Source organism: Vibrio nomapromontoriensis (assembly GCF_050337205.1).
GTDB lineage: Bacteria > Pseudomonadota > Gammaproteobacteria > Enterobacterales > Vibrionaceae > Vibrio > Vibrio nomapromontoriensis.
On sequence record NZ_JAKJSS010000011.1, the window covers coordinates 59,589 to 82,765 of the forward strand.

15 protein-coding genes, 1 tRNA gene and 1 pseudogene are annotated in these 23,177 nt (G+C 44.3%); 5 read left to right on the forward strand and 12 right to left on the reverse strand.

The window, feature by feature from the left end; all coding sequences use genetic code 11:
• Positions 1–32 precede the first annotated feature (32 nt).
• The 9 genes and pseudogenes from L4D05_RS14845 to fdhF all read right to left on the reverse strand — a co-directional run.
• Positions 33–642, reverse strand: a pseudogene (locus L4D05_RS14845) (TRAP transporter small permease); the annotation flags it as partial.
• 78 nt (positions 643–720) lie between these two features.
• The gene (locus L4D05_RS14850) at positions 721–1,719 is read right to left on the reverse strand and encodes a TRAP transporter substrate-binding protein (RefSeq protein ID WP_428754642.1); all 999 of its coding nucleotides are present in this window, start codon (positions 1,717–1,719) and stop codon (positions 721–723) included.
• Between the two features lie 238 nt (positions 1,720–1,957).
• Positions 1,958–2,710, reverse strand: a complete 753-nt coding sequence (locus L4D05_RS14855; RefSeq protein WP_428794504.1) for a class I SAM-dependent methyltransferase — start codon at positions 2,708–2,710, stop codon at positions 1,958–1,960.
• Complete coding sequence (locus L4D05_RS14860; protein ID WP_428794505.1) at positions 2,707–4,236, reverse strand: AMP-binding protein; 1,530 nt, start codon at positions 4,234–4,236, stop codon at positions 2,707–2,709. Before L4D05_RS14860 ends, L4D05_RS14855 begins: the two co-directional genes overlap by 4 nt.
• A gap of 378 nt (positions 4,237–4,614) precedes the next feature.
• Positions 4,615–5,871, reverse strand: coding sequence for an ABC transporter substrate-binding protein (locus tag L4D05_RS14865; protein ID WP_428794506.1), 1,257 nt, complete (start codon positions 5,869–5,871; stop codon positions 4,615–4,617).
• Positions 5,872–6,008: 137 nt separating this feature from the next.
• Complete coding sequence (locus tag L4D05_RS14870; RefSeq protein WP_265675927.1) at positions 6,009–7,463, reverse strand: ATP-binding protein; 1,455 nt, start codon at positions 7,461–7,463, stop codon at positions 6,009–6,011.
• A 144-nt stretch (positions 7,464–7,607) separates the two neighbouring features.
• A complete protein-coding gene (locus L4D05_RS14875) occupies positions 7,608–8,333 on the reverse strand; it encodes a response regulator (RefSeq protein ID WP_428754651.1) in 726 nt (241 codons plus the stop codon).
• Between the two features lie 161 nt (positions 8,334–8,494).
• Positions 8,495–9,952: a protein adenylyltransferase SelO gene (locus L4D05_RS14880; RefSeq protein ID WP_428794507.1), complete on the reverse strand. Its 1,458-nt coding sequence runs from the start codon at positions 9,950–9,952 to the stop codon at positions 8,495–8,497.
• Positions 9,953–10,447: 495 nt separating this feature from the next.
• Positions 10,448–14,563 carry a formate dehydrogenase subunit alpha gene (fdhF, locus tag L4D05_RS14885; protein WP_428794508.1) on the reverse strand — a complete coding sequence of 1,372 codons (4,116 nt, stop codon included), beginning with the start codon at positions 14,561–14,563 and terminating at the stop codon, positions 10,448–10,450.
• Between the two features lie 451 nt (positions 14,564–15,014).
• On the opposite strand from fdhF, the gene L4D05_RS14890 reads away from it, so the two are divergent.
• Positions 15,015–15,419 carry a hypothetical protein gene (locus L4D05_RS14890; protein WP_428754654.1) on the forward strand — a complete coding sequence of 135 codons (405 nt, stop codon included), beginning with the start codon at positions 15,015–15,017 and terminating at the stop codon, positions 15,417–15,419.
• A 167-nt stretch (positions 15,420–15,586) separates the two neighbouring features.
• The gene (locus L4D05_RS14895; protein ID WP_428794509.1) at positions 15,587–17,896 is read left to right on the forward strand and encodes an immune inhibitor A domain-containing protein; all 2,310 of its coding nucleotides are present in this window, start codon (positions 15,587–15,589) and stop codon (positions 17,894–17,896) included.
• Positions 17,897–18,082: 186 nt separating this feature from the next.
• Here L4D05_RS14895 and L4D05_RS14900 read toward each other — a convergent pair.
• Positions 18,083–18,159 (reverse strand) — tRNA-Pro (locus L4D05_RS14900).
• 254 nt (positions 18,160–18,413) lie between these two features.
• On the opposite strand from L4D05_RS14900, the gene L4D05_RS14905 reads away from it, so the two are divergent.
• The 3 genes from L4D05_RS14905 (at position 18,414) to rluF (ending at position 20,488) form a co-directional block, all read left to right on the forward strand.
• The gene (locus tag L4D05_RS14905; protein WP_428754656.1) at positions 18,414–18,554 is read left to right on the forward strand and encodes a DUF3149 domain-containing protein; all 141 of its coding nucleotides are present in this window, start codon (positions 18,414–18,416) and stop codon (positions 18,552–18,554) included.
• Between the two features lie 198 nt (positions 18,555–18,752).
• On the forward strand, positions 18,753–19,334 hold the full coding sequence (gene smrA, locus L4D05_RS14910; protein ID WP_428754657.1) for a DNA endonuclease SmrA: 582 nt from the start codon (positions 18,753–18,755) through the stop codon (positions 19,332–19,334).
• Positions 19,335–19,408: 74 nt separating this feature from the next.
• Entirely contained in the window at positions 19,409–20,488 is a 1,080-nt protein-coding gene (rluF, locus tag L4D05_RS14915) for a 23S rRNA pseudouridine(2604) synthase RluF (RefSeq protein WP_428794510.1), read from the forward strand.
• A 34-nt stretch (positions 20,489–20,522) separates the two neighbouring features.
• Here rluF and ybaK read toward each other — a convergent pair whose 3' ends face one another.
• Positions 20,523–20,999 (reverse strand): Cys-tRNA(Pro) deacylase, encoded by a 477-nt coding sequence (gene ybaK, locus L4D05_RS14920; RefSeq protein WP_265675936.1) that lies wholly within the window; start codon positions 20,997–20,999, stop codon positions 20,523–20,525.
• A gap of 84 nt (positions 21,000–21,083) precedes the next feature.
• Entirely contained in the window at positions 21,084–22,751 is a 1,668-nt protein-coding gene (gene ushA, locus L4D05_RS14925) for a bifunctional UDP-sugar hydrolase/5'-nucleotidase UshA (protein WP_428794511.1), read from the reverse strand.
• Between the last annotated feature and the right edge of the window lie 426 nt (positions 22,752–23,177).

Consider the following 23,177-nt stretch of genomic DNA (forward strand, 5'->3'; position numbering starts at 1 on the left):
TGCTATATTTTCGAAGGCGTTATCTTCAGCCATCTCAGCCTTTAGCGCCTCCAAGTCTTCTTCGGCTTCGTGACCCGCAATCATGCGATCCATTTTTCCTGTCACAACCTGATAAGCGACATGTAAGAAACGATAGGTCAGCATTGCCATGCCAATTGGTAACGCCATGTAAGGGATGAATCGAGGCAGTTTCTCGTAACGCTCACCTTCATTGAGCCAATCAGCCAAAAATTGCAACATCTCAGGCATAGGGATATCGTCGGTTTCATACCACGCTCGCTCGGTGACAAATGGATACCAATAATTCCAAGAGCCGATTAGCAGCAGTATCGAAAACGTTAAGCAACTCAGTACCGCGATAATGGCGCACATTTTACGCCACTTAACGGATACCATATTGATGATGACATCCACGCCAATATGAAAATGTTTTTTAACACCATACGACGCGCCAACCAGTACCATCCACGCGAACATAAAGACGGTTAATTCAAGTGCCCAAAGAATATTGCTGTTAAACACATATCGAGAAATAACATTGGCGAAAGTCAGCAGCGTCATCGCACCAAGAAAAAAGGCGATCAACGCTTCTTCAAATGCATCGGTCACCTTACCGATTTTTGTCGTTATTGATTGTTCCATGTGAACCATCACTTTTTATAAATAGGGAGAAGAGAAGTTGGCCTTGCGTGGACAAGGCCAAACTTGGGTTTGATGGTATTACTGTTGATTCGAGGCTAATGCTGCATCAATCAGCTCCGAGCCAATATCTTTCTCAAACTTTGCCCATACTGGTTGTAGAGCTTCCACCCACAACTGGCGCTGTTCTGGCGTTAACGTTCGAACTTCCCCACCCGCTTCAATGATGTTGTTTTTGTTAGCTAAGTTAACCTGACTGGATTCCGCATTGCGCGTTTCTGTCACTTCTTTAATGATAGTACCAAGCTGGTCGCGAACATCGTCGGGTAGCCCTTTCCAAAAATCATTCGACGTCACGACTAAATAGTCCAAAATACCGTGGTTAGTCTCAGTCACACCATCTTGAACTTCAAAAAACTTTTTGCCGTAAATGTTCGACCATGTGTTTTCTTGCCCATCGATAACCTTGGTCTGCAAGCCACCGTACACTTCTTTAAATGACATTTTTTGCGGGTTTGCACCAAGCTGTTCAAACTGCGCCACTAGTACATCGGATGCCTGAACACGGAACTTTAGCCCTTTCGCATCTTCAGGTGACAATAGCGGTTTGTTCGCTGACATTTGCTTCATACCGTTATGCCAGAACGCCAGACCTTGCAAGCCTCGGCGCTTCATTGCATTTTTTAGCTTGTCACCAGATTCTGAGTTCTGGAAGCGGTCTACGGCGTTCACGTCTTCAAATAGAAAGGGGAGGTCAAAAATGCGGTATTTTTTCGTGAACTTTTCAAATTTTGATAGCGATGGCGCAGCGAGTTGCACATCACCATTTAGCATGGCTTCGAGCACTTTATTATCATCATAAAGTGTCGAGTTTGGGAAAACCTGCATACACGCCTTGCCGTTCATCTCGGTATTCACACGCTCTTCAAGTAACGATGCCGCGATGCCTTTTGGGTGTTTGTCGGTATTCGTTACGTGGCTAAACTTAATAACAATTTCACCCGGGTCGCAATTAGCGGCCGCATTGAAACTCGCAACAGACAGGATGGAAACCGTAAGTAGGGATAGAGGCTTTAACATTCTTATTCTCCTTGGATTGAAGCAGTCCCTTCAATGGGTACTGATACTTTTATAGAGCAAGTTGAATGCCAACCATGAAATACAACTACATTTCAATGATTTAACCGAAAACTCACATCTAAATACTGAAATAGACTAAGAAAATGGGGGGAAAATGACCCATCAGTTACAGGTGAAAGGGTAAACAATGACTCATTTTGTACTGTTACTATCTGTGCTTTTTTATTAGAACGGTAGATTACTTGTATGCAACAAGTTCACAGTAGTGAGCCCTATATTGACAGCTTTCTACGCGCTCAACTCTTCTAAACCCTGCTTGTTTTAGCATAGATATAAATGTGTTTTCTTTTATTAAATGCGAATATTTAGTGAATTTATATACGTCTCCAGCGATTGAAATATCTACGTCCCACTTACGTTTCAACGACGCCTCATCGTGAGTTATCTTTTCTCTTACTCGTACTGGTAGGCAATTGACTGATTTCTCTTCGTGCTCAATCACCAATGGTGCATCGAAATTAAAGTGTTTCTCTGAAGGAATATCGATATATAAACACCCATCGTTTCTTATCGCTTTATAGATCCCATTAATCGCTTTTTTAACACCATTAAGATCTCCCAACATCTGATGTGACTCCCACATATCAGAATAAACAATTGAATTTCCTCGACATAAAACTAAATCGAAGGATTCTGGCAATTTATAGCCCAATTCATCCCACTGAATTTTTAGGGGACTCGTTTGCACATTATCTCTATGCGCGTTTTCACTAAACCGACGTAACATTTCACTACATGCATCCGAGCAGACAATATTATGACCCGTTCTAATTAAATCGATAACACCAAAACCAGTGCCTACCGAGCAATCTAAGACACGGCCAAAACGATAAGGTTTTATAATGGACTCTAACGATTCTACGAGGGTATCCCTGCAGGTCACTGCATCTAAATAATAATCAATTTGGGCTGGGAATGACAAAGGCTTCACAGGGCACCCTCTCGCTCTTCGTATTGGTACTCACCATCGATCCAAGATTTCAAGCGATCTCTATCTATCTTGCTGTTATGTCGCTTATCGGTCGGTAATATAGAGGGGTAAAGCATAATATTCGACGACGCATACCCTAAACCCAAAAGCTTCTCTTTGATGACATCAATATTGGCGAATCCTTGTTCGGACTTAGGTATGACTACCGTAACATGCTGATCATTATCATAAATAACAGCACTGGCACTAATTCCGGTATGTAAGTTTATAAACTGCTCTATCGCGTCAGGACAAAAATAATTATCGCCGTATGAAATAGCGTACTTTTTGCGAGTCATAAACCACACAACACCATGATCATCAACGTATCCAATATCCCCCATTTTATGCCAAGTAAGATCACTCTCAGGAATGCGTACCTTTGATCGTTTCGTTAAATCTGGTCTTCTAAAATATTTGCTCGTTACCCGTTCACCAGCAACGATGATCTCACCGATTGTATTAGGTTTCAGAGGGAGCGATAGAGCTGAATTGCAGTCTACTGATATCACCTTTACTTGAATGCCATCACACGCGGCACCTAATGGAATTCCCATCCCCTGCGCAGTCTTGTCTAGTGATAATGTTTTAAAGTCTTCATAACGAATCATCGTAAGTGGAAGTAATGCCTCAGTACTTGCATAAGGAATATAAATATCGCCTTTATTTAGTAACGAGTTCAACTTTCTCAACATATTTAAATTCAAAGATGCTCCCGCTGTCGATATTATTTTTATATAATCAAGGCTATGAGATTGGGTATCTAGGCACTCAATCACTCGAACCCAAAACGCTGGCGATGCGAATATATATTGACATCCATAATGCTCCATTTGATGCAAGATATTGCTAATAGGCATAAGGTTAGGTTGTAGAGAATTAGTCTCAGGAATAATAGCCTTTCTATTGTTATAGATACACGCCAGAGCTAGGTATGGAAACAATACAAATTCTTTATCAACCAATTTATGAATTTTATTTAACTCTTGCGCCTGTGACTTCAACTGTCCAATAGTCCATGGAACGCCTTTCGGTGTTCCCGTCGTTCCCGTGGTATACAGTAATAAACACTCAGTTGAATCAGAAACCATGACTTCAGGATAGTCCGATGGTTCTATCGCCCATAATTCTATTGGTGAACAAGTCGTGAACCCTTCGATTTCCTCATCACTAAGCCATAACACTGGCTTTAGTTCGTCAATACACTCGACAAGTTGGCTCTTTTTCTGGCTAATATCTACCAAACTTGGAATGGCGCCAATCATAAAGCAACCATATAGAATTGCGTAATATTCAAGTGAGGCTGGCACAGACACGATTACATGGTCATTTTGACGTACACCAGACGCCCATAAACGACCCGCTACTTGTCTACTGCACGCCAATAACTCAGACGCTATATATTCCTTTCCTGACGCAGCATCAATAAGAACTGTATTATTATCCTCTGAGGAACTTTGAATAAGAGATTCAATAAACGTGTTCATATGTTACCTATATAGTGGAGTGAGCTATGGACTTTATACTCACTTAATATATAGATCTTTTGTAATTGTCATACCTTGTAGACATTTCAAATAATCAGGAAACCAACAACATTGTAAGTTACAAGCAGCTCGTTAGCATAAAAATAGTACAGTCCAGAAAACGTTAATATTAATCCCCCTCTTAATAAGCAATAACTGATACAAATCACTACCTACAGACCAAGATAATACAATTTATTATCGAAGGTAATTCCAGAGTTTGAGTGATTCACTTATCGTCAGAAGATTTAAGTGGTAACTAATCCCGATTCCAGATAATAACTGCGACTAAAAGGCGTGTTAAGTTTTAAATAAAACACTCGAACACCCGCAGCTTACCTAAATCGCCGCTTTTACCGCTTTGGCTAGCTTCTTCGCGGTCTTTTTAGGATCGGCATTTGGGTCATTAAAAAAGTCCGTCACGACATCGAAGATGGCACCTTGCACGTAACTCGTTGTCGCCATTCCTTGTGACACACTCGGCACCAGATCACCGCTCTTTTCTGCCATTTTAAAACTCGCTAATGAATCCAGTGAGCATTGGTCGAACTTAGACATATCTAAATCCGTTCTGGCGGGTAATGAGCCTTTTTTTAGATTAAAGGTTTCTTGAAAGTTTTTGTCTAAGATCGCCGCGGCAAGTGCTTTCTGGGCATCCACATCACCACTATCTTTTAAATCAAAAAAGGCAAAGCTGTCAATGTTGTAAGCAAATTGAGCCGCCGTGCCCGGAGCTGGCGCGCAGATAAAATCCTTACCGGGTACTTTACCTAACGCGATAAACTCACCTTTTGCCCAGTCACCCATTATCTGCATTGCGGCTTCACCATTGGCTACCATGGAAGTCGCGACATACCACTGACGCTCTGGTGCGTCGGCATCCATATACTCACGTAGTTTCTTAAATTTAACGAGCGCTTCCACCATTTTGTCGCTTGCCAACATGTCTAGGTCAAGTTCAACAAAAGCCTTTGTGTAACCTTCTGTTCCCAGAACACTTAAGGCGATGGTTTCAAACATGGTCGCATCTTGCCAAGAACCCACACCGTTTGATAACGGTAAGTAACCTGTCGACTTAATTTTTTCAGCGACAACAAAAAATTCATCAAGAGTGGTAGGCACACTCACCCCTGCTTTTTTTAGTACCTCAGGGTTCGCCCACAACCAGTTCACTCGGTGGATGTTGACGGGCACCGCCACGTACTCACCATCAAACTTCATGATATCGGTGACGATTTTCGGGACTTTTGTATCCCATTCCCCTGCTGCAGCCACATCGTCCAAGTTGGTTAAAAAGCCCAGGCTTCCCCACTCTTGAATATCATGACCCTTTATTTGCGCAGCCGATGGCGGATTGCCCGATACGGCGCGCGTTTTGAGTACCGTCATTGCCGTTTCGCCACCACCGCCCGCCACAGCGAAATCTTTCCAAGTATGACCCTGCTCTTCAAGGCGCTGTTTCAACGGTTGTACTGACTTTGCTTCTCCGCCTGACGTCCACCAGTGCAGCACTTCGACTTCTCCCGCATGAGTAAGAACGGGCAATAGAGCCGAGGTGGCCATCGATAGTGTCAGTAACAGCTTATTTATTCTCATTGTCGTTCACATCGTCATCGTACAACACTCGCAGTCCACGAGCTGTCTAGGGTGAAATAGATAGAAGTTAATCAGTTTTCACTAAGTTTCTAGTTTATAACTAAGCATCTAGTTTTTACTACGCTTCTAGGTTTTTACTAAGCTTCTAAGTTTGGCGGGATGAAGACCTGTACCTCTAGGCCGCCAACATCTGCGTTTCGCATGATTAAATCCCCGCCTAAGCCGTGGAGAATACTGCGGCATATCCCGAGTCCAAGGCCGTGCCCATCTTTATCTGTTGCCAATCTCACATACGGCTCAAAAACCGCTTCAATTTTCTCTTTCGGGATACCCGGCCCTTTGTCTTGAATCGTCACGATTATCCAATTCGGTGTTTCTTCAACGTTAATGAATGCTCTATCCCCGTACTTAACGGCGTTATCCACTAAGTTAGTTAGCACTCGCTTAATCGCAAGTGGTTTGGCAATAAATGGTTCAATCGGCTCGGAAGTGACCGATACTAGCGTATGCACTTGGTTATGCATTTCAGAAACACTACGGATAATCTCATTAAGGTCGATATAAGCGTTATTTTCATGCAGATCCGTGTCACGAACGCACTGCAGCGCACCTTTCACCATCATTTCGAGTTCATCGAGATCAAGATTGAACTTGTCACGCTTAGCATCATCATCAAGCAACTCAGCACGTAATCGCAATCGCGTAATGGGTGTTTTTAAATCATGAGAAATCGACGAAAACAGATGTTCACGATCGGCAATGTACTTACGAATACGCGTCTGCATGCGATTAAAGGCACGAGTTGCCGTCACAAGTTCCGTCGCGCCTTGTTCAATGAGTGGTGGCTGGTCAATATCCATACTCATATCATTCGCCGCTTTTGCTAAGCGCCGTAATGGTTTCACCTGCGCTCGTACCAGTAAAAATGTGAGTAGCAATAGCAATGTGGTAGAGGTGATCAAAAACACCATTTGATCTTGAGTCAACATCGTATCATCAAGCTGGATATACGGAGACGGTAACAACGCCGCAATATACAACCACTCGCCTTGGGCAATTTTTAACTGCACTACAAGTACTGGAGGATCAAGCGGTCCAAGCGTTAGTGTATGGTGCGCCCATGACTTGGGTAAGTCGTTGAGAAAAATATCATTTTTTAATAATCTTAAATTTTCCGCTTTAGAGAATTCAACACTAACCGCCTGAATCGACGGTAGTTTTTCATTCAATACGTCGCTGACCGATGTCATCGAGGCCAGCTTTAAAGGCGTGTCTGGAATCGGGTCGACGATAAGCTCTTCTTTATTAAACGATACGAAGAAGCGAGTGCCACCCATATTACGGATTTGGTCTAGAACAATATGTCGGTATTTGATGGGCAACTTTTGAAAAAAGGTCACCGTCGATGCAAACATGTTTGCCATGCTAGCGGAAGTATCTCGGATCCCCGCCAGCTCATCTTGTTTGGTTTTTTGATACCAGATAGCGGTTAGAACGCCCTGCGAGCAGACCACCGCTAACAGGGTTAATAACAACGTACGAGCAACAAGCGTATTAAGGTTAAAGCGTCTTAACCAGCGGGAACGAGACATCAGGAGTTTACCATTCTAACTTAGCGCCAATTTAACTAAGTACTATTTTATCAAAGCACTATTTTAACTAAGCACTATTTTAACTAAGCGCCATTGTAACTAAGCGCCATTCGCAACAAGTTACGGTTGGAGCCATCGCCAACACTAATAACCATACTCAACCGGAACGGAAAGAATATAACCGTTACCACGCATCGTTTTAATGTAGTGTGGATACTCGGCGCTTTTGCCTAATCGATTACGGATTCGGCTCAGTTGCACATCAATCCCGCGTTCAAACGGTAGCGCTTCTCTGCCGCGAGTCGCAAATGAAATGGTGTCCCTATCCAACACTTCGTTGGGCTTAGACAGAAACAACATCAATAACGCAAAATCACTACCAGACAAATCATGATGGCGATTGGTCACCCGATTCACCATACGTTGCGATAATGTATCAAGACGCCAGTCACCAAAATCAATCGTTCTTGGTGGCTGTTCATCGCGATCTTCATGAATGTGAGCTCGTCTCAATAGCGCTTTAATACGCGCCATCAGTTGACGAGGGCTGAACGGCTTAGCAATGTAGTCATCAGCACCAATTTCCAGACCAATAATCTGATCCGTTTCATCTGAAACGGCCGTCAGCATAATAATCGGCACTTGCGAGTCACGGCGCACACGTTGACACAACGTAAAGCCATCATCACCAGGTAACATGACGTCCAGTAAAATTAAGTCTGGATAGCCTTTGGCTTTAATGAACAACTCCATTTCAACACCATCTTCTGCTGTGGTGACCTGAAAACCCGATTTACTCAAATACTCATCAAGCAATAAGCGGATCTCCTCATCGTCATCTACGACAAGAATGTGTGTCTTTGGTTGCATTTCCAATCCTTAATGATTACGTCACAGCCTATAGTGTAAGGCTTTGCGGTTTTATTTATCATCGCTTCATTAATAAAATTAACATACGAATCTTGACCAAGATCACGAAAGTGATACTTAACAAGCCATGTAAAAACTGATAGCACAAAAAGTATTCAACTTTATGAAGAGCAACTGATCTCCATTTTTTTCCCCCAGTTTGGTGGGGGCGCCGCTAAGGCTGCTGATTCGGGATGTTCATCGTAGGGCGTTGTTAATACCTTGAACAGTGTATTAACTAAGTGAAAATTGCCCTGCTCCGCCTCTTCGATGGCTTGTTGAGCCAAATAATTACGCAGTATGTATTTGGGATTTACCGCGCGCATTCCATCACAACGTTCATCAACAGATAACGGCTCTAGCGTTGCCCGAGCCTGATAACGTTGCAACCATTTTTCTGCTTCAGTTTTATCATTGAACAAGTCCAGTACTGGTGTCTTTCCGCTAGTATCTAGGTTAGAAAGCGTTCTAAAGAACAGCGTAAAATCGACCTGATGACGCTCAATAAATTCAAATGCATCATTAAAAAACACACCATCTTCGCTCTGTTTCGTCAATAACCCAAACTTGGCGCGCATCTGTTGGCTGTATTCGCTCTGTAAGGTAGCGGTGAACCCTTCAAGCGCGTTATCCAGCTCCGCTCGCTCGATAAATGGTGACAATGCATGTGCTAAAGCGGTTAAGTTCCACAACGCAATGGAAGGCTGATTGTCAAACGCATAGCGCCCCTGATAATCGGAGTGATTGCAAATATAGCTAGGCTCATAGTCATCGAGAAAAGCAAACGGTCCGTAGTCAAACGTTTGTCCTAGCACCGACATGTTATCGGTATTCATCACACCATGAGCAAAACCAACCGACTGCCACTGGGCGATCATCTGCGCAGTTTTTGTCACGACTTGATTGAAAAAATACGCATAAGGGTGAGCCTGATTCAGACTGTCTGGAAAATGCCATTCAATCACCTTATCTAGCAGTAGTTTTAGTTCGCTATGTTGTCCGGTGTAAAAGAAATGTTCGAAATGACCGAAGCGAATATGCGTTTCCGCAACCCTCACTAGCATCGCTCCCTGTTCAACACGCTCTCGATAGACTGGAGTCTCGCTGACCATCATGCCCAATGCTCGGGTTGTTGGGATACCTAGCCCATTCATGGCTTCACTACATAAATACTCTCGAATCGTTGAACGAAGTACTGCCCGCCCATCTCCCATCCGAGAATACGGTGTTTTCCCCGCCCCTTTAATATGAATGTCTTGATAAACACCATTTTTGTCTTCTATCTCACCAAGGAGTAATCCACGACCGTCACCTAAATCGGGGTTATAGACCCCAAATTGATGTCCTGCGTATTTCATTGCCAGCGGCGATAGGGAATCAATGGACTCCGTTCCAGACAATACTGCTAATAGCTCTGGGTAATCATCAACGTGTCGCGGCAATCTTAACTGCGTGGCAAGATCACTATTCCAAGCCACCCATTGCGGCGCCAAAAGCGGCGTTGGATTCACGGGAGTATAAAAGCTCGCGGGAAATTCAGTAAAGCGCGTGGAGAGATGAATACTATCCCAAACCGACATAGGTAAACCCTTTTACAGCAAATATGGTGTAATTAGAGTATAGCGATAAGATTGTAATAAAAAAGCAACAAAAAGAAGGGTCTTTAGCCTAGAGGAGCACCCAGAAGCCAATGTTTAATTGGAATTTGAACTGTCCTCTAAGAAAGCAGGTAGGGTTAGATTAGCGCGAGAATGGCAACCACTGAACCTAGTGAAAATAAGCAAGTACGGCTAATAACGCCAAAATTTGAATGTTGGATCATTTCATGATGCATAGGCAATTTCTCCTTTTTATTACACTACAATTACAATTTAGTACGAAGCGGCCATTTATTCAATATTATTGATGCAAATCTTTGAATTCGTACCAACAAAATAATACTAAACACGATAAGTACAGCGGCAACCATAGAGAAAAGCGAGAATTAGGTGTGTCCCAATTCTCGCTTGAACATTAAACAACCTCTATCTATTCAAAACAGATCGTTAACCTTATTTCCGTGCCAACCACTCATTTTAATGTGAAAACTCGGGCTGTTTTTCTAAACGAACCGCTGATACCTTAAATTCCGGGATTTTGGCATAAGGGTCCGTGGCGGTGTTGGTAAGTTTGTTCGCCGCCGATTCTGCAAAATGGAATGGAACAAATACCACGCCAGCTTGCATCCGCTTAGTGACAAACGCAGGCGCTGATATTTCGCCACGGCGAGATACCAACACTACCGGTTCACCATTAGCGATACCAAGACGCTCTGCATCTTCAACACTGATCATCACTCGTGGGCCCGCTAGATTATCTAATCCTTTCGTTTTTCTCGTCATGGTTCCGGTATGGAATTGCTCTAGCAATCGCCCAGTCGTTAACGTCAGAGGAAACTCTTCATCCGGTAATTCGGCTGCATATTCAAACGCTATCGCCGCCATGGCGCCTTTACCACGAATAAATTGGTCTTTATGCATAATACGAGTACCAAATGGTTTCACATCATTACACGGCCATTGCAGCCCATTACCACCAATCGACTCCCAGCGAATCCCTTTATATTGAGGGGTGACCTGCGAAATTTCTTCGGTAATATCTTGCACCGTTTGATAATTCCATTCTCCGCCCATCGCGTTAGCAATATCTTGGATAATTCGCCAATCTTCCATGGCATCACCCGGCGCTTTAACTGCCGGTACTAAACGCTGTACCCGTCTTTCGGTATTAGTAAAGTGCCCGGCTTTTTCTGCAAACGAGTATGATGGTAAGACGACATCCGCTAACGCCGCGGTTTCAGTTAAGAAAATGTCTTGAACCACTAGGAAATCTAAGGCTTTTAACCCCTTAAGTACATGAGCTTGATCAGGGTCGCTCAGCACAGGGTTTTCCCCCATAACGTACAAGGCTTTCATGTCACCGTCACAAGCAGCATCAATAATTTCAGTTAACGTCAAACCCTGTTTGGTCGGCAATGTGTCGCTTTGCCACGCCTGAGCAAACTTTTCTTGAACATCAGGACGAGTCACCTTTTGATAGCCTGGATAATCTGTCGGCAATGCGCCCATATCACACGAGCCCTGCACATTAGATTGGCCACGAAGTGGATTAATACCGCCCCCTTCTACCCCAACATTTCCACATAACATTTGTAAGTTGGCGATCGAGCGGACGTTGTCGTGCCCTGTTGTATGCTGAGTGATACCCATTGAATAGAATACTGAGCTCACGCTTGCGGTACCGATTATCTTGGCCATTTTTTCAATGTCTGCTTTCGGTACGCCAGTAATCAGCTCTGCATTGCTTGAAGAATACGTTGGCTTACTGACCTCCGCGAGCAGCGCCTCATATCCTTCCGTTCGTTCAGCAATATACGCCTCGTCTTGCCAACCATTAAGTACAATTTGATGCATGATGGCATTGAGTAACATTACATCGGTACCCGGACGATGGCGCAGGTAAAGCTCAGCATGATCAGCCATATCAATACGTTTTGGATCCGCAACAACCAAGCTAGCGCCATTCGCGACTGCCTGCTTAATATGAGAGCCAATAATAGGATGCGCGGCACTGGTATCTGAGCCAATAATAAAGATCACATCCGAATGTTTGATGCTCGGAATATCATTGGTCATTGCCCCGCTACCAAACGCCGCCTCTAACCCTGTCACAGTGGAAGAGTGACAAAGTCGCGCACAGTGATCGATATTATTGGTTCCGAACTCACGGCGTAGCAGCTTTTGAAAGGCATAGTTATCTTCATTCGTTGTTTTTGCCGATGAGAATCCGGCAAGGCTATCACTACCATACATCGCTTTAATTTTGGCAAACTTACTGGCAACGTAATCAATCGTCTCCGGCCAAGACGCAGGCTGAAGCTGGCCTGACTTACGGATCAACGGCGTGGTTAATCGCTCATCGCTGCCAATGAAATCAAAACCAAATCGCCCTTTTACGCACAGCATGCCTTGGTTCACTGGCGAGGTTTTATCCCCTTTCACATAACGAATGGTATTACTTGCGGCATCCACATACAGCTCGACTCGGCAGCCAACACCACAATAAGTACAAATGGTTTTGACTGGTGTTAGCATCTCTATTCGGCTATGGGATTTATCACGCTTATCCACCAGCGCTCCAGTAGGACAAACTTGAACACAAGCGCCACATTGCACACAATTACTGTCACCCATTGACGCATTCTCTGGAAAACTTGGGCGGTGTGACGACTCTGAGAAATTCAAAATACCGTGTACTGACTCCGTTTGACACGCATGTACACAAGAGCCGCAGCTGATACAACGGTTGGCATCAAATACAATGAATTCACTCGATTTGTCTACCGGAAACATTTTGCGTTCGTTGATATCAATCTCACGATAATCAACCTGATATTCTGTGGCGTAATCCCGAAGGTCGCACTGGGTATTAGCTTGGCAACCACACTCTAGACATCGCGCTGCTTCAGAAATGGCGCGTTCAGTGTCAATATCCAACTCCACTTCTTGGTATGTGGTTTGGCACGCTTCAACATCCAGCTGCTCAGCTTGCGCTCTCGGTCTCGCGTGCTCTTTCAAGTACTCGGTTTGTCGCACTAAGCTGATTCTTTCTGCTTTGTGGCTATTAAATGGCGTTTGCGTTGGCTTAAAGTGCCCTTGCAAAATAAACCGTTCAATCGCGTCGGCGGCTTTCTTACCATCAGCAATGGCTTCAATTGCCGTCGCAGGGCCTCGCCTAAAATCACCAATACTATAAATATTGTAACCGTGATGCATAGAGTCCGAATCTGAGGCTGCCGTCCCCCAATCGGTCAGTGGCAAAGCATATTTTCCTGTCTTTAAAAAATCAGTCTCAGGCTTTTGTGACAGAGCAGAAATGACCGTATCGAAGGGCTCTACTATTGTTTTACCTGTGGATACTGGACGTCGGCGCCCTGAACTATCAGGCTCACCTAGCTCCATAATTTCTAGCTCAATATGGCTAACTCGCCCTTGCGAGTCCGCACTATTTTCTACTGGGTTAGTCAAAAATCGAAACTTAACCCCTTCCAATTCTGCCGCTTCAATTTCATGTAATTCTGCCGGCATTTCATTGCGAGTTCGTCGATATATAATCGTCGTCTCCGCGCCCTCACGGATAGCGGTTCTGGCGCAATCTATCGCCGTATTACCACCGCCAATCACGGCTACTTTATTACCGACCTTAAAGGATTGATTCGTCATTATGTCTTTAAGAAAATCGACACCAAGTATGCAACCTGACAAGTCCGAACCGGGATAAGGCATGTTGACCGCCTTAGTTGCGCCAACAGCAAGACAAACCGCTTCATAGTTTTCGGTTAACTCATCCAGCGTCATATCATTGCCCAACTTCGTGTTGGTGTGGAGACGCATACCACCACGACACATAACTTCAATTTCTTTATCTAAAATATGTTTCGGTAATCGATATTCTGGGATGCCATAACGTAGCCAACCACCCGCCTCTGGCATCGACTCAAAGACATCAACCGCAAAGCCCTGATAACTCAGATAGTAACCGCACGCCAAACCGCCCGGCCCTGCGCCAACGATCGCCACTCGATGGCCGTTATACGGCAATTTTTCCGGTTCGAACTGTTCGCTAAGAGACAGATCAATATCAGCCGCATGGCGCTTTAACTGTCGAATCGCCACAGGCTCGTCAACTAAACTTCGACGACACTCGTGCTCACAAAACGCCGGGCACACTCGGCCTATTGAAATAGGCATTGGTAGCGTGTCTTTAATGACTTCCACCGCTTTAATGTGATCATCTTGCGCAATATGATGAAGGTAGGTTTGGATATCGACATGAGCAGGGCACGCCACCTTACAAGGTGCCTCACAATCGGCATTATGATCGGCAAAGATACGATTAAGCGCTTGGCGACGAAGAGTATTAATTTGCGCGGATTGTGTAACAACGGTCATGCCATCTTCTATGTCCGTTTCGCAAGCTTTGACGATGCCTTGCCCGACGATTTCAACCACACACAAATCGCACGACTGTTTATCGTTATGCTGACTAATAGAACAAAGGGATGGGACATCAACGTGAATGTCTTTGGCGACATCCAAAATGCTTTTACGCTGACGCAGTAGATACGGTTGACCATTGATTGTTACATTCATATAGAACTATCTCTTTTAAATCACTGAAACGCGTCCACTGAGGTCATGCATTCTGGCAAAGCGGTGCCTTGCCAGGCTATTCGGTAACCACACTGGATTGATAATCGCGAGACAATTAATCATACCAGTGCATACAAGTCCACACGACGGGTAAGGACTTAAGAATAAAACGCATGACGAACCATCAGTAAGGTTCTGATTAATAGGGTTGTTGCACAGTGGTCGAACTAGTTTAAAAAAGAATTCTTGGCGCTCTCTGGGGGTCTCTCATTGAGAGAGATTTATAAATAGGAGCATACTCACTAAAGTATAACCTTACATTTGAAAAGGATAAATGATACGACCCTAAAAACGAGATCTTACGTGGCGCATAATGGTAAATACCCATTCTTTATCATTGCTATTCTCCTCCTCGTCAACAAAACAACTAAAAACACCACGAGGAATAAAAATGAAAATGTTCAAAGAAATCGCATTAAGCACCGTTATCACGACCATCGTTATGCTGAGTCTAAACGCTTCTTGGGATTGGGTTTTCATTGCAAGTTTAGAGGTTGCTGTACTCGCATCTATCATTTTAGCTAGCATGCTAAAAGGCGCGATATCACTCGAAAAAGTGATGGCGTCTTACTTCTTAACCCATAAAACGCTCCCCAAACTAAAACGCGGCATTTCTTCTTACGTAATCCTTGTCGGCTCAAAATTTGTCGCTATGGGTATCATTGCTAGCGTTTTCGGCCAGCACGTCGCCTTTACCGGCGCATTTGGTGGCGTTGTCGCTTTCTTTGCTATTATTTTTGCCGTGCTTGGTATCGAGTCATTACTTGCCCGCTTTCATTCACAAGCAAGCGCGTAAGGAGGATATCCCCCTGCAAATAATAACGGTTTGCACACAATCAAAATGTAAGTGATTTCTATCAATTACATATCTGTATATCGCAACTCGAAACACGCGCATTTACGCAACCTTTCCTTAACAACTTACATTAGCATTGCTGCGACTATTATAACCAAGGAACCGTTATGAACCGCATCACGCTACTCGCAACTTGTATCGCAGGAGTCATTTCTCCCGCGTTACTCGTTGCCGCCCCAGCGGCACCAACACGATCAATAGATCTCAATACTATTAATCATGAGCATATATTAAACACACTCAATGGCACGACAATACTTGCCGCAAGTGAAGAAGCAGACGCAGAGCAAGCACTGCATCACCATTTGAACCACCACCAACACCTTAATGACACCGGTGCTCTCGATGACTATGAACAGAGAAGAAATCAGCGTTTACGCCAAATGATGACCGGCTCATCACTCACAGTGACTGAAAGTACAGCGACAAATAATGAAACCGGCGTACACACCGTTCTCAAAGCAGGCGCATGGAACGGGCCCATAACAAAAGACAAAGTTCTCGCTCTACTGATAGAGTTCCCCGATTACCCCGTCAATACCGTCACCGCCGATGAAACATCCAACTACTATGATGATTACCCCGCAACGCACTACGCTGATATGTTATTTGGGCAGCAGGGGTACGTAGGCAGCAACGGAGAAACACTCCTGTCAATGGTGCAGTTTTATGAAGCCCAAAGTGGCGGCTCATATAGCCAATATGGCGAAGTGTCTGGTTGGTATACTGCACAATTCCCCGCCGCCTATTACGGGGCGCAAAATGGCTCAATTAATGATATTAATGCACGAGCACTCGTTAGAGAGGCATTGCTCGCTGCCGACAAAGATCCCAATATCAATTTAAGTGATTTTGATCTCGAAGATCGATACGACATCGATGGCGATGGAAACTTACGAGAACCAGACGGCCTCGTTGACCATGTGATGATTTTTCACTCTGCTGTTGGACAAGAGGCAGGAGGCGGCGCCCTCGGTTCAGATGCCATCTGGTCCCATAGGTGGAACCTTGGAAGCTTACAACTTCTTCCGAACTCTCCCGCAACCGTACCAAACTGGAACGGGCTAATGGCGGCGTACGACTATACCATTCAACCGATTGACGCTGCTGCTGGCGTGGCTGCACATGAATATGGCCATGATCTCGGCCTGCCTGACGAATATGACACTGTGTATGGGCAAGACGAATATGGCACAACCCCGGGAGAGCCCGTTTCTTACTGGTCTATCATGTCATCGGGTTCATGGGCGGGTCTCATTCCAGGTAGTGAACCGACGGCGTTCAGTCCATGGGCTCGCGAGTTTCTTCAGCGTTCTCTAGGCGGAAATTGGTTCAACGTCAAAACGGTGTCCTCTGAGGCGCTTACCACACAACCTCAACGCTTTGAGCTTACTCACGCAGCAAACCGAAATGAAAAGCTCGATGCAATTAAAGTCGAGCTCCCTAATAAATCAGTAAAAGAAATTGACCCTATTGGCTCTCATGCTTATTTCTCAGGACGAGGAAATAACCTTAATACGCTAGCATCCTTTGAGGTTGATTTAACTCAAGCCAGCACTGCGACGCTCTCTTTCATGGTGCATTACAGCATCGAACAAGATTACGATTTTGGACGAGTTCTCGTCAATGGCGCACCGATTGCTGGAAGTATCACCACCGATAGTGATCCATTTCAAACCGGGCATGGCATTGGGTTTACCGGGCAATCTGATGGCTGGCAACCAGCAATGTTCGACTTGTCTGCGTACGCAGGCCAATCCGTTACCATTAGCTTTAACTACTTTACCGATCTGGGGTATATCGATGATGGATTTTGGTTTGATGATGTCAGCGTCACTAGTGAAAATGGCATCATTAAACAGTTTTCAGCAGAAAATGAAGAACCTGACCTCACCTTGCTGGGTATGACACGAAACTCTGGTTCATTTGAGTATGAACATTATTATTTAGTGGAATGGCGTCAACACCAAGGAGTGGATAAAGGCCTAGCGCATATCAATCGTAGTGGTAGTTTAATGAGCTTTGATCCCGGCATGGTCGTTTGGTATGTCGATACTTCCTTTACCGACAATGGTGTCACGAAACACCCAGGAGAAGGGTGGCTTGGTGTGGTAGACGCAGACCGAAATCCGCAAATTTGGAGTAATGGCACTCCTGCAACAACGCGATATCAAGTTCGAGATGCCGCCTTTAACATCCAAGCGGGTTCCATTATGAATTTACTCGATCGCATCGGCAATCAACTCCATGACCCGTACATCGTAGCAAACCCAATGTTTATTGATTGGGAGGATTATTCCAACCCAATTCGACCAGCCACAGGGAAACAATTGCCGCAATACGGCTTAATTTTTAATGTTGTTGCCCAGCACTCCAACGGTCGTGACGCCACACTGGAACTATCTAAAGTTTGGTAATACGAAACTAATCACAAACTTCAGACGTAAAAAAGCCTCGTCATTTATGACGAGGCTTTAGAATGAGGTCTGTCCCGTCCTGAAATGTGCTTACACATTAAGGACGAATTATGACTACTTCAATGCAGCGTTTTTGATATGCCAGAAAGCAAAAAACCTCGCTAAAAAGCGAGGTTTTTTTAAAGATGGTCGGTGAAGAGGGATTCGAACCCCCGACCCTCTGGTCCCAAACCAGATGCGCTACCAAGCTGCGCTATTCACCGAGATGTTGCGTTAAGTCTTCCTAAGCAACGGATGGGTATATTACTGATTATTTTTTTTGGCGCAAGTCATTTAGCACATCTTTTTTGTGCTAACCGTTCGTTTGCTTAACTAACGACCAGAAATAGTAAAACCGTGACTAAGCACACACAGTTAGCTACAAATATTTAACGAGTTGTTCTCATTTGATCCAGATCAGTGTCGCTCTTTTGGCCAGCCCGTAGCATTAAACTTGTCACGCAACTTTGGAGGAAACATGGAATTTTGGCTTGAACTCCTATTTGGTAATGCTATAGGCCTATCATCAATGATCGTTATTTTTGGTGCTTTAGGGCTTATGTTGTTTTACGGTGGTTTCTTCATCTATAAAGTAATGCATGACGAATCTCCTCACTAGAATCGCTTAGCTCCTACTCTAAGAACAGAAACATCTAAGATTAGAAACCGCTATGCACCGGAGTGAATCGCTTGTTCACTCCGGACTTTTATTTACCCCACGTATTTCACTACTCAATACTTTTTCCCCACCTCAAGCTTGGTATATACTCCGTTTATCCTTTTCCCTCACGTGTCGTGACCTATCCGAGATACTGCTATGTCTCAAGATAATGACCTAGAACTATTCCAACAAATGATGGGCGACGTTAAGCCACTGCAAAACGATACCGTCGAACTCAAAAAACCGCTGCAAATCTCCGAAGCCCAATTGGCAAAACGAGAAGCCGCGCTTTGGCTATCAGAGCAATGTCCAGACCATCTCTCTCTTGATTTTGCCCCACCACTTAAGCCAGAAGATATTATCGAATTCAAACGCAATGGCGTACAAGAAGGTGTTTACCGTAAACTTCGTCTAGGCAAGTATCCATTACAAGCTAAACTTGATTTACATAGACGAACTCTGAGCCAAGCCAGAGATGAAGTCATTGGGTTTCTGCAACAATGTATGCGTTTAGATGTGCGTACCCTTCTTATCGTACATGGCAAGGGAGAGCGCTCTAATCCGCCAGCATTGATAAAGAGCTACCTAGCCCATTGGCTTACTCAAATTAGAGATGTTCAGTGTGTGCATAGTGCTCAACAATTTCATGGGGGCAGTGGTGCGGTGTACGTTTTATTGCGAAAAAGCCAAGAAAAGAAGCTAGATAACCGAGAACGTCATCAAAAACGGACGAGTTAAGTGACTTGTCACTCACTTGAGTATAAAATACGCGACCTTATTTGTGTCTGACCAACCAAGAGTAATATAAACTCATGCCTAACTCTGCTGACGGTAAACGTCTTAATAAATACATCAGTGAAACTGGTTTTTGTTCTCGTCGTGAAGCCGACCGCTTGATTGAACAAAAACGCGTTACCATCAACGGCATCATTCCTGAAATGGGAACGAAAGTGCTTGCGGGTGACAATGTCGAAATCGATGGTAAGCCAGTTAAAAGCAAAGAAAAGCCTGTTTATATTGCCCTTAATAAACCAACGGGTATCACTTGTACGACCGAACGTGATGTGCCGGGAAACATTGTTGATTTCATCGGACACAGCAAACGCATTTTCCCCATAGGTCGATTAGATAAACCCTCAGATGGGCTGATTTTCTTGACTAACGATGGCGACATCGTCAACAAGATTTTGCGGGCTGGAAATAACCACGAAAAAGAGTATGTGGTGCGTGTCGACAAACCCATTTCTAAAGAGTTTCTCAAAAACATGGGCTCTGGTGTCGCCATTCTAGATACCGTTACCCTACCTTGTAAGGTTGAGCAAGAAACGAAATTCTCATTTCGTATTACTCTAACTCAAGGTCTCAATCGCCAGATTCGTAGAATGTGTGAAGCATTAGGCTATGAAGTTCTAAAACTACGTCGTGTACGTATCATGAACATTAGCATCGATGGTATCCCTAATGGCAAATGGCGATACCTAAGTGAAGCCGAAGTTCAGGAAATTCATGCTTTGTGTGAAGACTCTTCAAGCACAGAAGAAGCCTCTAGAAAAGATGGTTCAGGCCGCCGCATCAATAAAGCGACCGATGCTAAGCTTCACGATGCTCGTATCGAAGCAAAACGCGAGAAGATGAAAACGTTTTCTGGTCATGGTGCTGATGAATTCAGACGTGGACCGAAGCAAAGTGACCGAAATAGCCAAGATGCTCGCGGTCACCAAAGTGGTCGCGGTAAGCAAGGCGAACATAATAAACAAGGTGATCGTCACAAACCGAACCACCGCAATAACTCGAATGTCACTCGTACGCATACTGACAGCAAACCACGCTCAAACGATACCTCTAGTAAGCCTAGAGCGCGAGTCAGCGGTACGCTATCACTTAAGAAGTAGTCACTTAAGAAGTAGCCACTGGCGACTTTAGCCACTAAGCTTCACACAAATTAGCAAATTGACCACGAGTTAGTGCTGCCAAATCATGCGGCGCTAACTCAATTTCTAGCCCTCTTTTCCCTGCACTCACGCACATGGTTTCCCTTGCTTCGGCACTCACATGAATAAACGTCGGCAACGCTTTCTTTTGACCAAGTGGGCTAATTCCACCTAAAACATACCCTGTCGTTTTCTGAGCGATCTCCTTGTCCGCCATTTCTGCTTTTTTACCGCCCGCCGCTTTAGCTGCCAACTTCAAATTCAATTTTTCTTCAACAGGAATAATCGCAACTGCAAGGTTTTTCGGTTCACCATTTAATGAAAAAAGCAGGGTTTTAAATACCGATTCAGGATCTTGCCCAAGCGCTTCAACCGCTTCTAATCCATAACTTTCATGTCTTGGATCATGATGATATTGGTGCACGACATGGGTGATTTTTTTCTTTTTGGCGAGATTAATAGCAGGTGTCATAACAGTATTCCCAGACATTAAAAAAGCGGTACCGACAGTACCGCTTATTTATAACTGACTCACTCAAAAAGAGTCAATGCGTGATTATTTGATTTTGTAAACAATCTCGCCATTTGGCTGATACTTATTGACATCAATTGGGCTGTTCGCCTCTAAGTAGTCTTTTAGTACTTCTGCATCAACAAAACCGGTGTCAACATAACCTGGGTGGTTGTTGAGTTTTGGATAGCCGTCACCACCAGCCGCATTGAAGCTTGGTACGGTAAATCGATACGTCGCTTTTGGATCTAACGCTTTGCCGTTAATCACCACGTCCGATACCGACTCTTTACCCACCGTCATTGAAATACCAGCAAACTGCGCATACGCACCAGAATCAACAGGTTTCAATGCGACTACATTTAAGTAATCTAACACTTCTGCACCTGACATATCGGTGTAAGTCACGATGTTACCAAATGGTTGAACCGTCAATACATCTTTATAAGTGACAGCACCTTCAGCAATAGAATCACGAACGCCACCAGAGTTCATAACAGCAAAATCTGCTTTCGCACGTTCTTTATGAGCGGTACCGATTAAGCGACCAAGGTTTGTTTGACTGAAACGCACAACGTTACGGTCACCCTCTAACTTGCCGTTAGTCTCGGCGATTTCAGCGCTCAGCTGGCCTTGACCTTTTTCTTGGAAAGGCGTCAAAAATGCCAGTAGTTCTGCATCAGGCTGAATCTCTTCTTCGATCAACACACGCTGCTTCTTACCGTCAACTTTGATTTTTTTCTTCAAGTTCACAGGAATTAAATCATAGCTCACCATCTCTAGTTCACCATTCTTGAATTCATAGTCTGCACGACCCACGTACTTGCCCCACTCGTGTGCTTGAACAATCCACGTGCCATTTTGTGTATCGGGTTTACACTCGTCGGCAGGCTTAAAGTTTTTCTTCACCACATTTGGGCCTTCCATACAAACAGGCTCTTGTGAGTGACCACCGACAATCATGTCCAGATCGCCAGGCTCAAGGTAACGCGCCAGTGCCACATCACCCGGCGCATTCACACCGCGCTGACCATTTTCATAGTGACCCATGTGCGTCACGGCAAAAATAAGGTCTGGCTTTTCTGTTTCTTTCAGCTCAGCAATAAGCTTTTTCGCTTCCACTTTAGGGTCACGGAACTCAATGCCACCGATATATTCAGGGTTACCAATTTTCGCGGTATCTTCTGTTGTTAAACCAATAACCGCGATTTTTATACCCTGCTTATCAAACATTTGGTAAGCGTCGAACATACGCTCACCGGTTTTTTTGTCATAAATATTGGCAGATAGCATTGGGAAGTTTGCCCACTCTTTCTGCTTAAAAAGCACTTCCAGTGGATTGTCAAATTCATGGTTACCGAGTGCCATCGCGTCGTAACCAATTTTGCTCATGCCTTTAAAGTCAGGCTCAGCATCCTGCAAATCGGATTCTGGTACACCGGTATTAATGTCGCCGCCAGAGAGTAGCAATAAGCTCCCCCCTTCTGCTTCAACCTGTGAACGAATATCATCGATCAACGTTTTACGCGCCGCCATGCCATATTCGCCATATTTGTTTTGCCAGAAACGACCGTGATGGTCATTGGTATGAAGTACAGTTAGCTTATACGTTTCATCTGCATTCCATTCGTGCTCTGGTTGAGTTGCGCATCCTGCAAGTGACGCGATGATTGCCGCACTAAGTACGGACTTAAACATAAGGCTCTTTTTCATTGTCATACCTTTGAACTTTGGAGAATTCCACTGCTTTAATTATTTTAGAGTAACTCACTATCATTAAGTTAGAGAGACTCACTATCTATGCTGAACAGTCAGTTTATGCTGAGAACGAATGAATAGACCGATCTTGAAACATCAGCAAAACTTGCGTTAGTTTAAATTAACCCATTAAACATAACATGTTGATTTCATTTTTATGATGCATAGGTCACAAGTTGCTGGGCAACTCTAGAAGTGGCTCGCATCATCACAATCAACATCGCTCATAACTTGGTTAATAACTAACGTTGATTGATTAAAAGATAAACCAACTCACCCCAAGAGTGTTAACCATTCCCAGCAAAGTTAAAGAGAACTAGTAGGAAACCGCTTTTACAACACAAAACGTGAACATTTATTACAAGGCGGCCATTGTAGTTT

What these genes read in the sequence shown, in the direction of transcription:
- L4D05_RS14860 (WP_428794505.1), bottom strand. Translation starts at nt 4,236, where the DNA reads ATGAACACGTTTATTGAATCTCTTATTCAAAGTTCCTCAGAGGATAAT.
- L4D05_RS14905 (WP_428754656.1), top strand. Translation starts at nt 18,414, where the DNA reads ATGGAATTTTGGCTTGAACTCCTATTTGGTAATGCTATAGGCCTATCA.
- smrA (WP_428754657.1), top strand. Translation starts at nt 18,753, where the DNA reads ATGTCTCAAGATAATGACCTAGAACTATTCCAACAAATGATGGGCGAC.
- L4D05_RS14870 (WP_265675927.1), bottom strand. Translation starts at nt 7,463, where the DNA reads ATGTCTCGTTCCCGCTGGTTAAGACGCTTTAACCTTAATACGCTTGTT.
- L4D05_RS14880 (WP_428794507.1), bottom strand. Translation starts at nt 9,952, where the DNA reads ATGTCGGTTTGGGATAGTATTCATCTCTCCACGCGCTTTACTGAATTT.
- fdhF (WP_428794508.1), bottom strand. Translation starts at nt 14,563, where the DNA reads ATGAATGTAACAATCAATGGTCAACCGTATCTACTGCGTCAGCGTAAA.
- L4D05_RS14865 (WP_428794506.1), bottom strand. Translation starts at nt 5,871, where the DNA reads ATGAGAATAAATAAGCTGTTACTGACACTATCGATGGCCACCTCGGCT.
- rluF (WP_428794510.1), top strand. Translation starts at nt 19,409, where the DNA reads ATGCCTAACTCTGCTGACGGTAAACGTCTTAATAAATACATCAGTGAA.
- ushA (WP_428794511.1), bottom strand. Translation starts at nt 22,751, where the DNA reads ATGAAAAAGAGCCTTATGTTTAAGTCCGTACTTAGTGCGGCAATCATC.
- L4D05_RS14875 (WP_428754651.1), bottom strand. Translation starts at nt 8,333, where the DNA reads ATGCAACCAAAGACACACATTCTTGTCGTAGATGACGATGAGGAGATC.
- L4D05_RS14895 (WP_428794509.1), top strand. Translation starts at nt 15,587, where the DNA reads ATGAACCGCATCACGCTACTCGCAACTTGTATCGCAGGAGTCATTTCT.
- ybaK (WP_265675936.1), bottom strand. Translation starts at nt 20,999, where the DNA reads ATGACACCTGCTATTAATCTCGCCAAAAAGAAAAAAATCACCCATGTC.
- L4D05_RS14890 (WP_428754654.1), top strand. Translation starts at nt 15,015, where the DNA reads ATGAAAATGTTCAAAGAAATCGCATTAAGCACCGTTATCACGACCATC.
- L4D05_RS14850 (WP_428754642.1), bottom strand. Translation starts at nt 1,719, where the DNA reads ATGTTAAAGCCTCTATCCCTACTTACGGTTTCCATCCTGTCTGTTGCG.